Below are 11,982 nucleotides of genomic sequence, written 5' to 3'. Positions count from 1 at the left end.
CTTCACCTGGCTCTACCGCGTCAGGGCTCGATGCCGGTGGCGGTGATCAGCACCGGGTAGTGCTTGATGCCCAGGCGGTGTGCCAGGTCGTCGCCCGAGGCCGGGGACAGCACCAGACCCGGCGCGAGGCGGCGCAGCGCGGCCAGTGCCTCGGGCGTCGCGACATTGACCACCAGGCCCACGGCGCGCTGTGCCTGCAGCTCCACGCGCCGCTGCTTGAGCCAGGCGCGCGAGCGGTCGTCGTCACCGACCAAGAACTGCGGCGTCAGGCCCGGCGCGCGGATCACGCGGCGCGGCTCGTCGCCGGGCGACAGCCGCGCCGAGCGCACCGGCAGCATGGCCGCCTCAGCGTCCGCAGGGCCACCGATGCGCGGCGCCGGCTGCGGCATCGTCGGTTGACCTGGCTGCGCATCCTGCGGGTTCAAGGCCCGGTAGTACGGCAGCGCGGAGGCGCCGCCCTTGTCTTCGACCACGATCAGCGGCGGGGAGACGGCCTTGTTTGCGGCGCTGCGGTCCTGCGCGTGGGCCACGGCGGCGAACATCGCCGCGGCGGCGGCAAGGAGGATGCGATTCATGGCATGGGGCTCCGGGCTGAGGGAATGGAGGCGCCCGGCCCCAGCACGCGGGTCAGGTGCTGGTGGACGTTGCGGCGGTAGCGGGCGGCGGGCGCGCCACCCGCAGGACGGTGGTAGCGGCCGATGGCGACCAGCCAGTCCTCGCCCGGCATGTGCTGCTCCTGCAGGATTTCCGCGGCGATGGCGAGGTTGCGGTACGGGTCGAGCAGGTCGCAGGGGTGGTCGTAACGCTGCGCGTGGTAGCCGAGGTTGACCTGGCCGAGGCCGGCGTCGATGCGGTTGGCCGGCGCCCGGGCGAGCGCCCGGCGGATGCCTGCGCAGGCATCGACCCGCGTGGCGTAGCGTTCGGCCCGCCCGGCGACGTTGAGCGTCCACGGCCAGGGGATCAGGCGACCGCGCAACCGGGCGCCGCTCTCCTGCAGCGCGACCGCATACAGCACCGGCGACGGCACGCCCGCCTGCTGCGCGGCAAGCTGATAGGCGGGAGGCGGCACTTCTTGGGCCAGGGCGAAGCTCGCACAGGCGCAGAGCCCGAGGGCCAGTGCGACACTGCTGGCACGGAGCGCTACTGCCGCTGCCATTGGCCATTGACCTCGCGCACCACGGCGGGCAGATCGCCGGGCAGGCCGAGCGACAGCCAGCGCCCGGCGTCGTGATTGAGCGTGATGGTGCGCGCGCGCACGCGGCCGGCGTCGATGCCGGCCTGGGTCGCCCACTGGCGGATGCGGGCATCGTCCTGGCGGCTGCCGACCATGTAGAGATCGAAGGCTGTGCCGGCCGCCTGCAACTGGCGCGCGCGCTGCTCGCACGGCGGACACTCGGCCTTCACGAAAACCGCCAGCCGGCCCGAACCCCGGTTGCCGGCGCCCGGCGCCTTCGCGCCCGGCATGTCCACACGCTGCTGGCCCGGATAGAGCCGCTTCCAGGCGGCGTCGTAGGCCCGCTGGTAGGCCAGCGTCTTGCCCACGCGCTTCGATTCCGCCTGCACATGCAGCTCCGCATAGCGGTTGCGTTCCTCGTCGCTGCGCGCCTCGATGCCCAGGGCCGTGAGCGGATCGAGGTTCGGGGAATAGACGCCCAGCGGCCCCTGCATCAGTTGCCGGTAGCGCGCCCATTCCTCCAGCCGCAGACCCCAATCGCGCGCTAGGCGCTCGTCCAGCATGGCGTCGATGCTGTTCTGAACCTGGGCGGGAACCGTGCGCGAGGACGCAACCGGCGCCGACTGCGCCGAGGCAGCACCCGCGACGACGGTGAGGATGGCGGCAAGACCGATCGCGGCTGGTTTCATGGCCGGCTCCTACGGCAGCGCGATGCGCTGCGTCTGGCCGTCCACGCGGAACACGGCGGCGTGCGCCTCGATGACTTGCAATTGCCAGGCGCCGATGGCATCGCCTTCGCGCAGCAGTCGCAATTCGCGCACGGCGGCCACGCCCGGCCCCGCGATCGACAGGAAGCGCTCGCCGCCGCGCAGTTCCAGGCCTGCGACGCTGAACGGCGGCTCCGGCGCCTTGGGCTTGACCGCCTCGGCGATGCGCCGGGGCGACGCGGCAGGCGCAGCGGCTTTCTTCAGGCGGGCCTCGATGTCGCCCACGCGGGCCTGCAGCGCCTGCAGGTCGCCGGCACGGCTGTCCGCGGCTTGGGCCTGCTCCACTTGCGACAGCCGTTCGTCGAGCGCCTTGCGGGCGGCCTCGAAGTCCGGTTGGGCGACGGGCTTGGGCTGGTTCTTCGAGGTTGCGGACTGCTGTTCGAGTTCCGCGACGCGCGTGTTGAGCGCCTGCACGTGGGCATCCTGGGCACTGGCCTGGCTTTGCTCGGCCAGGCGCGACAGGCCCACGCTGTTGACCACGGCCAGCACGCTCACGAGCAGCAGGCAGGCGGCCGCTGCGATCTTCAGCCAGCGCGCGCGGTCGGCGCCTTCGGCGGGAAGTTGCGGGATGTTCATGGCTGGGCCTCCTGGGGTTGCGCGGGTTCGGCTTCCGTCGTGCCGGGTGCGGGGACGGCGGCGACGCGGCCAGCGGAGCGCGCTGCCGTCACGCGCGTGAAGCACACCGCGCGCGCTGCGTCATCGACGGACAGCTCCCAGGCCGGGCCGGCGAGTGCCAGCAAGGCATCGCGCAGCGACAGCGGCCCGAGCCGCAGATGCGCCGCCGGCAGCGGCAGCGCGTACAGCGCCGCGGCCTCCGTCGTGTCGCAGAGCCGGTAGCCGGTGCGCAGCAGCACGTGCCGCAGGGCATCGCCGACGTTCGCATCGAAGGTCGGCGGAATCGAAACCTCAATCACCTGTCGCGTCAGGTCGCGCTGCGCGGGTTCCGGCACCAGCTCGACCAGCGTGTAGCGCCCGTAGCGGGCGACCGGGATCAGGGTCGGCTCGGGTTCCGGGTAGATGACCCTGGCCGACAAGACCGGCTCCGGTGGCATGGCGGTGGCCGTCGGGGCATTCGCCACGCCCGTGGAGGCGCAGCCGGTGATGAGCACGCAGCCGGTGAGCAAGGCGGGCACAACCAGGCGATGGGCGACGCAGGTGAGTGATTGCATGGTGCAGTTCCCTGGAACACGGAGCCCTCACCATCGCCGCCGCAGAGCTTTCGGGCAGCAAACAAAGGGAACTGGCATGCGCCCGATTCATGGCGCGGCAAAAAAAGAAGCCGGCGACCCGATGGGCCGCCGGCATGGGTGGGTGGATCAGGCCGCGATGAGCTGCCGGGCCAGTGCCACCTCGACGGAATCACCGTCCTGGTTCAGCACGTCCAATCCCGATTCGGGCACGTCTCCCGACGTGCTCTGCGAGACCATGATCTTCCGTGCCATCAGCCCCAGGCAGGTCATCTGCGAGGAAGCCGCGTAGCCGAGGTAGATCACGCGAACCGGCTGCTTCTGGCCGATGCGCCATGAGCGCCGGGCCGCCTGCTGCAGGCTGTAGACGTTGTAGCCCGACTGCATGAACACGATCGTTGGAAACTCCAACAGGTCGAGACCCGTCTTGACCAACTCCGGGTTCGTGACCAGCACGTCGATGCCGCGGTCCAACTGCTCGGCGATCCAGTCCTCGCGGCGGGAGGCATCCACGCTCGCGCGCAGCACCGCCACCTTGAAGCCTTCCTGCTCCAGCAGCACCTTCAAACGCGACGTGGTGTCGCGCGTGCCGGTGTAGACCGAATAGACCAGCGTCTTGCGACCCGCAGCCTTCTCCTGCTTGCAGATCTCGATCAGCTCGCGCTCCTTGGGCATCACCTCCAGCTCGTTGAACTGAGCCGGAACGAAGGCCAAGGTCTGGCGCGTGCGCGGGTGCACCACCGTCTCCGACCGGAAGCAGCAATCCGGCCAGGCCAGCAGCACGTTGAGGACCACACCGAGCAGCGTCGTGTCGCGCTTCGCCAGCGCCTGTTTCAGCGCTGTGGTCAGCCGACCCGAGAGATCGCGATAGGCCGCGGCCTGCACCGTGTCCATCGCCACCTCGCGGAACTCCTCGTCGTAGGGCGGCAGCACATTGCCGCCGATGTCCTTCAACTTGAGGAAGACCGTGAACGGCAGCACGCAACGCAGTACGCCTTTCGGGCCGAAGCCCGGCGCCTTGACCGTGCGCACCGAGACCTTGTTGCCCTTGGCCGTCTTGTGCGCCGTGCCGGTGCTCTCGGAATAGATGTCCTTGAGGACACCGTGATCGCGCATGAACGCCATCGCGGCCGAGGTCATGCTGCCGCTCTTGGTCAGGCGGTAGCCGTCTTCGATCATTCGCCCCGGCAGGGCTCGGAACAGCAGGTGGAACAGGTCGTCGCCGTAGCCGCCCATCAGCGTGCCGGTGAGCAGCAAGGTCTTGCGCGCCTTCGCTGCGAGCACGCCCATGGCCTGGCCCTGGGCACTGCCGCCGTTCTTGTACTCGTGCGCCTCGTCGGCGATGAGCAGGTCGAACGCGCCTTGCGGCAGGTAGCGCTTGATGAACTCGGACGGCTGGTAGCCGCCCTCGCCGAAGCCGAACTCCATGTTCGCCATCGCCCGCTCCATGCGGTGCGCCTGACGATCCGAGAAGACCAGCTCGCCGTTGCCATCCATGAGGTTGATGAACTCGTGGATGTTGTCGCCGAGCATCGACGCCAGGAAGGAGTCGCCGAACTTGCGCATCAGCTTCTGCGCGGTGACTTCCCCGATGGTCGGGATGCGCTGCAAGGCTTTGAAGACGGCCGTGGACTGGTCGTTGGCGGAAAGGCTCCGCGGTCGCATCAGCGTCCACAGCGGTGCGGCGCAATGGCTGCACCGGCGGCGGTAGTCCTCGGCTTCGAGTTCGACCGGGTTGATCGGCTCGCCGTCGAGGTTGGTGATGACCTGGCCGCAGTCCGGGCATGCGCCGACTTCGCCGTGCTTCGTGTGCCGCACGTTGAACACGGGCTTCCAGTGGAAACCCATGCGCATCCGCACGCGCCCGAGCACGAAGAACTCCTGGCCACGCGCCTGCATGCCCAACTGCTCGCGCAGCTTGATGAGCTTGACCAGCGTGTCCGGGCCGTTGAGCACCCAGACCTTGGCACCGGCCACCGTCTCCTGGATTTCGCGGCGCCACTTGTAGACCAGGTGGGGCGGCGACAGCACCAGGGTGCGGCGGTAGCCTTCGGCGTGCAGCACGGCGGCCGTGGCGATGCCGACGGTGGTCTTGCCGCAGCCCATCTCGCCATTGACGATCGCGGCGCGTTCGCTACGATCGGCCAGCAGTTCGGTGACGGCATGCACCACTTCGGCCTGCGCCTGGAACAGCTTGCGCTTGAGACTGGCCAGCACGAGCTGGCGATGCGGCCGGGCTTGGCCGGTGTAGACGGGTGGATTGGCGCGGTTGAGCGAATCCAGTAGCTCGTCGCCGAACTCGGCGACGAAATCCTGAAGGCTCAAGGCCAAGGGAGAAGCGGCCGCTTCGAGCAGGTCGCCCTGGACGGGCGTGCCATCGGCGGCGGGAACAACGTCGGTATCGAGGGACATGGTGATGCTCCAAAGAAGATGGGGCATGCACCTCCCCCTGCGGGGGCGATGGCATGCCCCGGGGTGGGAAGAGAAGAACGGCGCGAAGCCGCAGTGGAAGAACAGATCGACGGCGAACCGTCAGGGAACAGCGATCAGCGGATGGTCAACACCTCGCCGCAGGTCGGCGAGCCTGGGGTCATGTCCCAGGCACGGATGACCGGCACAAACTTGTCGGTCAGGATGCGCGTCTCGGCCACGGAGCCGTCGTCGCGTTCGGTGTATTCCGTCTGCAGCGTCTTCTCCTTGTGGGTGTCGCCCTTGACGACGAGCACGCGGCCCGTCTTGGACTTCACCACGCCGGAGATCGCGCCAGCAGCAAGCGCCAAGGCAAGATGCCAGTGCGACAAGGCCCGCGCCGGAGGCCGCAGCGATTGCTGCGCGGCGCCCAGGTGCGTATCGAGCGTCGGCCAGAGCCCTTGCAGCCGGCCGACTTCCTCGGCGAACTGCTCGGGTTCCATCGTCACGCGGTAGAAGTGCTCCGGCTCGGCCGGGCTGGCAGGCACCGTGTAAGGCAGGAACGGCCATTCGACTGGCAGTTCCTCCGCTTCGGCGTCGCCTTGCCCGATCTGCAACAGCAGCGCGCGCATGGCTTTGACCGAATCCGATGCCTGGTCGCGCTGACGAACACGGCGGCCAAAGATCACCACCTGCTTGAACTGTGCTTCCACCGCGCGGTAGATGCGCAGATCGGCGAAGTGCCGGGTCAGCCATCCGACCAGCTCGGCATCGAGCACGTAGTGCGGCACGATGTAGATCAGCACGCCGCTGTATTGCAGCAGCGGCAGCGCCTTCTGGTAGAACAGCTTTTCCAGCCTGGCGCGGCCCTGGCCCTGGTAGCCGACGTTGCCGTTGGCGTCCTTGGTCAGGTCGCCATACGGCGGGTTGAGCCACAGCAGGCCGAAGCTCTGCCGGCTGATCAGCGTGTCCATCAGGTCGCCGTGGATGCAGCGATCGACCAGTTGCCGGGCATGGCGTGCACGCTCGGCCTCGTACTCGACGGCAAAGGCCTGGACCTGCTCGCGCCCGAGGGCGTGCGCGGCTTCGGCGATCGCCACGCCTTCGCCGGCGCAGGGATCGATGATGCACAGCGGCCCGTTCGAGGATTCGGCGGGCGCCAGCGCTGCGAGTGCTCTTTCGAGCGTGGGTTCATCCGTGGGGAAGTACCCGTTCTTGACGAAGTTGCGGGCGAGCCGCGGGAACATGAGGGCCATGGGAATCTCCTGGCATTGAAGATGAAGGGATGCGGACATGCGCGCGTGCATGTCCGGTGAAGGAGCCTCAAGCCACCGCTTCGAGCGGTTGTGCCGAGGGGATGCGGCTGGCGGGCGTGCCGGCGACGAGCGCGCCGCTGCGGATCAGGCCGCCCAGCACCTGGGTCAGCGTCGGCACGTCGATGGCGAGCCGATGGCCTTCCAGAGCCCCGAGGGCGAACGGCAGGCGCGTCAGCATCGACTTCGCCTGCAGCAGTTCCAGCACGGGTTCGCGCCATGGATCGAGAAGCGGCAGCGGGCAGGTGTCCCGCACCAGCTTCCACAGCCGGTCGAGCCGGTGCGTGGAATCGCGAGGCAGGAGCGCCAGCGCGCTGGCGTTGGCCTTGTCGGGCTTGACGCAGCGCCGGTCGAACAGCCAGATGTTGGTCAGCGAGCCGAACAGCGTGCGCCGGTAGGCGCGTGCGCTGCGCTTCTCCAGGTTCTCGACGTTGCCGACGAATACCGGGATGCTCGCGCCCTGCTCGGTGATGACGTGGAACTGATCCAGTCCCTGTTCGTCCCGGCCCAGGGTGAGGCGAGCCAGGAATTCCTGGACGGCGGTGTCGCGCGCCCAGAGGGAGATGAAGACCAGGTTGCCGTTCTCGTCACCGACGACGCCATCGGCCATCAGGTCGGGGCATTCGTCGATGCGATAGAGCGTCTTGGGGGAAGAAGGTGCAGGCATGGTGATGTCCTCGAAGTGAGCGGAGACAGCACCACCCGCGAGGGCAGTCACTGCCCCAGGGGGATGGAAGAAAACGCGGTGAGCGTCGTGGCGAAGAATCAGACCGTGCGTCGCAACGCACCGTAGCCTTGAAGGTCTGGGCTACCTGGGCATGTTGTCGGCAGCGCCGACGGACATGAGCGTAGCCTGCGCCCAGGCGGGTGGTTTACGGCAGCGAAAATCCGCCGCGCAGCGCACCCCTATTTGCCTGAGACTCACCCACCAAAGAAAAAAGCGGACCATGCCGCATGGACACGATCCGCTTGTGGGTCAGGCTTTGAGCTGGCGCAAGCCATCCGCGAGCAGCCATAGCGCCCGGTTGAGCCGGACGTTCTGGTCGATGCCCTGAACGGGGCGCGTGCGCTGCTGGCGCCCGTTGGCGGCGCGGCCGGCCAGGCCGCCTTTGACCAGGTTCTCCTGGATTCGGTTGAAGACCGACCACAGATCGGCGCAGTTGTCGTCGAAGCGACGGGGCCGCAGGATCTGGGTCTCCGTGATGGGCAATGCCTTGCCCGAATCGTCGTACTTGAGGGTCAGCGCCGATCTGGCGAAGACTTCGGCCTCGCCGTCGTCGAGCGTGATGACACGCATGGCGTCGCGCGAGTCCTGCACCCTCTCGAAGCCGTGCAGCACCTCGTAGGCGCCTTCGATCACGTGATCGGTGACGTTGCCCTTGTGAGGCACGCGCACGTCGGCGAACGTGTCGCCGCACACCAGCCCGTTCTGGCAGACGAAGCGGAACATGCCCGCCAGCATCTGGTAGCTGCTGGTGCCGTCGTGCGAATTGAGCAGGATGATCTCGTTCGCCTCGGCGCCGTTGATCTGACTGGCGTGGCGAAGGCGCAGCATGTGCTTGGTGTAGTCGCGGCGATCCTCGTGTCGCACGCGGGTCTGGCACACCATGAACGGCTGGAAACCTTCCTTGCGCAGTTCGGTCAGCACAGCCGCCGTGGGGATGTAGCTGTACCGTTCGGAGCGGCTTTCGTGCGGGGTGTCCGCAAAGATGGAAGGGGCCACGATGCGAATCTGCTCATCCGACAGCGGGTGACTTGAGCGCAGCACTGGCGAGCGATAAGCGAAGCGGGATGCAAGTTGCATGACGATCTCCTTGGGAAAAAGAGACCGGAGCCCCGCCCCACCGGGGAGGAACCCCGGTGGGTGGTGGAATGCCGCGCAAGGCGGCGGTGGGAATCAGACCCTGGCGAGGTGCCAGTCCTGGGACAGCGGAGCAAACTCGTAGCCGAGATCACCGAGGCGGTCGCGCTGCTGACGCAGCACACGCCGATCCACGGTGGCATCGAGCTTGACGACATCGCCCAGCGGCCAGAGCGCGCCGAACAGGGCCGCGTCGCCGTCGTCGTCCGCATGGGCCGAAGCATCGGCAGACGCAACAGCCGGTTCGCTGCCGAACGGCGTGGTATCGACCAGCGGGTCGCGCGAACTGCGTGCCTTCTTCCGGCCGGCCGCCTTGGGGGCGGTGGTCGGCGTCGGCGTGGCGGTCTGCGCTTCCTCGTCGATCGGATCGACTTCCTGCGGACTCAGCCGGCTGGCGTCGTCACGGCTCAGGGCGTCGATGGCCGACAAGGTCATGCCGCCCAGCAAGGCGCGGATCTCGATGACCATGCGACCGTTGGCGGTGTACGTGGACGGGCGGATTTCCGCGATGGCGAAATCGCCCTCGTACTTGCCTTCGGCGTACTGGTCGAGTTCGGCGTTCTTCACGACGAACTCGCCGATGGAGGTCGCGAGGCGGCCGACGTTGAAGTCGCCGTTGCGGCCGTGGATGGTCTTGATGGCCAATTGGCCGGGAATGGTGATCATGAAGAACTCCTGCGGACGAAGCCGCGATCACGCACACGGCCGTCATGGCGACGGTCGCATGCGCACGCGAGTGGGAAGAAGACAAGGCCCCAGGGGACGGGGCCTTGCGGATCAGAACGACTCGGCAACTTCCAATGCGGGGGCATCGGCAGCGGCTTCATCGGCAGCTTCGGCGGCGGGCCTGGAAGGCTCGGGCGCGGCGGCTTGCGGCTCGGCGGAAGTCGCGGGGACATCCGTGTTGCGCACGTCGCGATCGTCGGCATCGGTCGGCTTGGGCTCGGCCTTGTAGACGAGCTTGCCATCGACCTTGATCCAACTGACGAACAGCAGGCGGGCCTTGAGGCTCACCCCCTGCTCGCCGGCACGCTTGCCCTTTGAGTAGGTAAAGGTGTCGGCCCACAGGTCGCCCAGGCGGAAGCCGATCATCACCTTCTTCTCGGCATCGACCGCTTGGATGCAGCGGCGCACCAGGTGCTGCGCTTCGGAGCCCGAGACGCGCGTGTCGAAACGCACGTAGGCAACGTCATCGCTGGGGCCGTTGAGCGCCGCGATGTCGCAGGCCAGGAACGCATCGCCTTTCTTGGGCTTCACTTCGCGGATGCGATTGAGATACCCGAGGCCGGTGATGTGCAGGTCGAAGAAGGACTTTTCGGTGGAAGTGGTCATGGTGAATCTCCTAAGAACAAAGAGGCGGAGACACACCCGACCCAAGGCGGGGAAGGTGTGGAACCCCCGCGTGGGTTGAAGGAACAGCTTGGGTGGCATCACCATCGGGAGAACCGATGGCCGTTCGTGCTGGGATGCCGGAGCGAACTGGTTGATCAACGCAGTCGGAACCGCGTCGCAGTCTTGAAGATCGAGACTGCCTGGGCATGCTGCTGACGGGTGTCAGCGGAACATGGCGGCAGCGTGGCGTCAGACGCGCGCCCGCGCGAGCGGCAATCGGCACCGGCCGGTGCCCGCATTGGGTGGTCGGCGCACTACCGTTGGACTGACCCATGCCCTTTGTGAGCTACCCTCGTACATGCAAGGCTAGAAAACTCTTGGCCTTACTTTTGCTAAATCCCTGTCTGGCGCGTCCGCACGTGCCGACTCGAACGAACTGATTGGGGTAGTGTTTTCTTGGATCGTCTTACTCTCGAACGCCGCCAAGTATGGGTCTATCTGGCGGCCATCATTGCCGGCTTGCTGGTCGGCAGCGCGTGGCCCGGCGTCAACCCCACTTTCGAGGCCCTGCTGTGGCCGGCCCTGGTGCTGCTGCTCTACGCGACCTTTGTGCAAGTGCCTCTGCTGCATTTGCGCGAAGCGTTCCGCGATCATCGGTTCGTTGCCTCGGTACTGATCGGAAACTTCATCGTCGTGCCGGCGCTGACTTGGGGCTTGGTGCAATGGCTGCCCGCTGATCCGGCCGTGCGATTGGGCGTGCTGCTGGTCCTGCTGGTGCCCTGCACGGACTGGTTCATCACGTTCAGCCAATTGGGCGGCGGCAATGTGCCCCGCGCCATCGCCGTCACCCCGATCAACCTGCTGTTGCAGTTGCTGCTATTGCCGACCTACCTGTGGCTCATGCTCGGGGCCGATCTGTCATCGGCCCTGAGCTTTGGCGACGTGTGGCCTGCATTGCTGGTCGTCATCATCCCGCTGGTCGCCGCTGCCTTGTCGGAACGCTGGATCGAAGCCCGAGCGGAGCGCGCGGCCGTGCGCGAGCGTCTGGCATGGTGGCCGGTGCCGATGTTGGGGCTCGTCGTCTTCATGATCGCCGGTGCGCAAGTCAATGCGGTCTGGGGAGCCGTGGGACTGTTCCCTTCGATCGTTCCGCTGTTCCTAGTCTTTCTGGGGGCCGCTGCGCTGATTGCCAAAGGGCTGGCCTGGCTGATGGCGCTGCCGACCGATCAAGGACGAACGCTCGCCTTCAGCCTGGGCACGCGCAATTCCTTCGTGGTGTTGCCCTTCGCCTTGTCGCTGCCCGCCGGGTGGGAAATCGCCGCTGTGGTGATCGTGGTGCAGTCGCTGGTCGAGCTTTTCGGCATGGTGTTCTACCTGTGGTGGATACCGCGTCGCCTGTTCAGATAACGGAGCGGGCCTGGAATTGAAAATATGGAGTCCTGACGCTGGTCGTCCTGAAAAAAGAGAAACCCCCATGCGGGGGGCTGGGAGGCAGGAGGGTCAGTGGCCGGCGAGTGACGCGAGCACGGGCTGCAACGACAGGTGCGTCGCGTGGCCGACACTTCGAGGTCGTCCTCGCTGTGCTGGATGCGGGCGAACACAGGTTCTTGCAGATCGAAGAACTCGCCGAAGTCGTCGCCGCCGAACTCGGCGCGCGCCAGTTCCCACCAGTTGTCGAACGGATCGGCGTCCGGGTCGCAGTCAACGGCGTAGGCGATGGTCTTGCGTCGCCCATCGGGCCGACGCTCGCCGCGCTCGGCCATGAAATAGACGCCCTGGTCCTTGACCAGGATGACGCGGCACTGGTTGGCCAGCGCTTCGGCCAGCACGGGCCGCAGATCGGCGCCCTTGAATCGAACAGTCATGGAAGTGGTCTCCAACGGATGCAAGAAGAAGGCTTCCCGCCGTGAGGACGGGAAGCCGCATAGGGACGCAGAGA

At 67.1% G+C, this 11,982-nt stretch carries 12 protein-coding genes and 1 pseudogene; 1 reads left to right on the top strand and 12 read right to left on the bottom strand.

Translation table 11 applies throughout. The annotated features are described in order from the left end of the window. Nucleotides 1-20 precede the first annotated feature (20 nt). From NP80_RS17230 to NP80_RS17180, 11 genes are all read right to left on the bottom strand, one after another. A complete protein-coding gene (locus NP80_RS17230) occupies nt 21-575 on the bottom strand; it encodes an integrating conjugative element protein (RefSeq protein WP_006409204.1) in 555 nt (184 codons plus the stop codon). Next, a complete protein-coding gene (locus tag NP80_RS17225; protein ID WP_006409211.1) occupies nt 572-1,156 on the bottom strand; it encodes a lysozyme family protein in 585 nt (194 codons plus the stop codon). The genes NP80_RS17230 and NP80_RS17225 overlap by 4 nt, the downstream gene beginning before the upstream one ends. Then, nucleotides 1,141-1,863 (bottom strand): TIGR03759 family integrating conjugative element protein, encoded by a 723-nt coding sequence (locus tag NP80_RS17220; RefSeq protein WP_006409212.1) that lies wholly within the window; start codon nt 1,861-1,863, stop codon nt 1,141-1,143. Before NP80_RS17220 ends, NP80_RS17225 begins: the two co-directional genes overlap by 16 nt. A gap of 9 nt (nt 1,864-1,872) precedes the next feature. Then, complete coding sequence (locus tag NP80_RS17215; protein ID WP_006409203.1) at nt 1,873-2,517, bottom strand: hypothetical protein; 645 nt, start codon at nt 2,515-2,517, stop codon at nt 1,873-1,875. Next, nucleotides 2,514-3,110 carry a PFGI-1 class ICE element type IV pilus protein PilL2 gene (gene pilL2, locus NP80_RS17210; protein ID WP_006409216.1) on the bottom strand — a complete coding sequence of 199 codons (597 nt, stop codon included), beginning with the start codon at nt 3,108-3,110 and terminating at the stop codon, nt 2,514-2,516. The genes NP80_RS17215 and pilL2 overlap by 4 nt, the downstream gene beginning before the upstream one ends. A gap of 147 nt (nt 3,111-3,257) precedes the next feature. Then, nucleotides 3,258-5,540 (bottom strand): DEAD/DEAH box helicase family protein, encoded by a 2,283-nt coding sequence (locus NP80_RS17205; RefSeq protein ID WP_031688397.1) that lies wholly within the window; start codon nt 5,538-5,540, stop codon nt 3,258-3,260. Nucleotides 5,541-5,674: 134 nt separating this feature from the next. Beyond that, nucleotides 5,675-6,793, bottom strand: coding sequence for a DUF6094 domain-containing protein (locus NP80_RS17200; protein ID WP_006410679.1), 1,119 nt, complete (start codon nt 6,791-6,793; stop codon nt 5,675-5,677). Nucleotides 6,794-6,860: 67 nt separating this feature from the next. Next, nucleotides 6,861-7,517: a hypothetical protein gene (locus tag NP80_RS17195; protein WP_006410653.1), complete on the bottom strand. Its 657-nt coding sequence runs from the start codon at nt 7,515-7,517 to the stop codon at nt 6,861-6,863. A 309-nt stretch (nt 7,518-7,826) separates the two neighbouring features. Continuing rightward, nucleotides 7,827-8,654, bottom strand: coding sequence for a DUF932 domain-containing protein (locus tag NP80_RS17190; protein WP_006410680.1), 828 nt, complete (start codon nt 8,652-8,654; stop codon nt 7,827-7,829). Between the two features lie 93 nt (nt 8,655-8,747). Further along, nucleotides 8,748-9,377 carry a DUF3275 family protein gene (locus NP80_RS17185; RefSeq protein WP_006410648.1) on the bottom strand — a complete coding sequence of 210 codons (630 nt, stop codon included), beginning with the start codon at nt 9,375-9,377 and terminating at the stop codon, nt 8,748-8,750. A 111-nt stretch (nt 9,378-9,488) separates the two neighbouring features. Continuing rightward, a complete protein-coding gene (locus NP80_RS17180; RefSeq protein WP_006410650.1) occupies nt 9,489-10,043 on the bottom strand; it encodes an STY4534 family ICE replication protein in 555 nt (184 codons plus the stop codon). Nucleotides 10,044-10,499: 456 nt separating this feature from the next. On the opposite strand from NP80_RS17180, the gene NP80_RS17175 reads away from it, so the two are divergent. Then, complete coding sequence (locus NP80_RS17175) at nt 10,500-11,450, top strand: arsenic resistance protein (RefSeq protein ID WP_006410675.1); 951 nt, start codon at nt 10,500-10,502, stop codon at nt 11,448-11,450. Nucleotides 11,451-11,543: 93 nt separating this feature from the next. Here NP80_RS17175 and NP80_RS17170 read toward each other — a convergent pair. After that, nucleotides 11,544-11,908, bottom strand: a pseudogene (locus tag NP80_RS17170) (DUF3085 domain-containing protein). Nucleotides 11,909-11,982: the final 74 nt, after the last annotated feature.

This window comes from Burkholderia multivorans ATCC BAA-247 (genome assembly GCF_000959525.1).
Classification (GTDB): Bacteria; Pseudomonadota; Gammaproteobacteria; order Burkholderiales; family Burkholderiaceae; genus Burkholderia; species Burkholderia multivorans.
Note: the sequence above shows the minus strand (reverse complement) of the source record. Positions and strands in the feature narration are given on the sequence as shown.

What these genes read in the sequence shown, in the direction of transcription:
- NP80_RS17195 (WP_006410653.1), bottom strand. Translation starts at nt 7,517, where the DNA reads ATGCCTGCACCTTCTTCCCCCAAGACGCTCTATCGCATCGACGAATGC.
- NP80_RS17180 (WP_006410650.1), bottom strand. Translation starts at nt 10,043, where the DNA reads ATGACCACTTCCACCGAAAAGTCCTTCTTCGACCTGCACATCACCGGC.
- NP80_RS17190 (WP_006410680.1), bottom strand. Translation starts at nt 8,654, where the DNA reads ATGCAACTTGCATCCCGCTTCGCTTATCGCTCGCCAGTGCTGCGCTCA.
- NP80_RS17200 (WP_006410679.1), bottom strand. Translation starts at nt 6,793, where the DNA reads ATGGCCCTCATGTTCCCGCGGCTCGCCCGCAACTTCGTCAAGAACGGG.
- NP80_RS17185 (WP_006410648.1), bottom strand. Translation starts at nt 9,377, where the DNA reads ATGATCACCATTCCCGGCCAATTGGCCATCAAGACCATCCACGGCCGC.
- pilL2 (WP_006409216.1), bottom strand. Translation starts at nt 3,110, where the DNA reads ATGCAATCACTCACCTGCGTCGCCCATCGCCTGGTTGTGCCCGCCTTG.
- NP80_RS17225 (WP_006409211.1), bottom strand. Translation starts at nt 1,156, where the DNA reads ATGGCAGCGGCAGTAGCGCTCCGTGCCAGCAGTGTCGCACTGGCCCTC.
- NP80_RS17220 (WP_006409212.1), bottom strand. Translation starts at nt 1,863, where the DNA reads ATGAAACCAGCCGCGATCGGTCTTGCCGCCATCCTCACCGTCGTCGCG.
- NP80_RS17230 (WP_006409204.1), bottom strand. Translation starts at nt 575, where the DNA reads ATGAATCGCATCCTCCTTGCCGCCGCCGCGGCGATGTTCGCCGCCGTG.
- NP80_RS17215 (WP_006409203.1), bottom strand. Translation starts at nt 2,517, where the DNA reads ATGAACATCCCGCAACTTCCCGCCGAAGGCGCCGACCGCGCGCGCTGG.
- NP80_RS17205 (WP_031688397.1), bottom strand. Translation starts at nt 5,540, where the DNA reads ATGTCCCTCGATACCGACGTTGTTCCCGCCGCCGATGGCACGCCCGTC.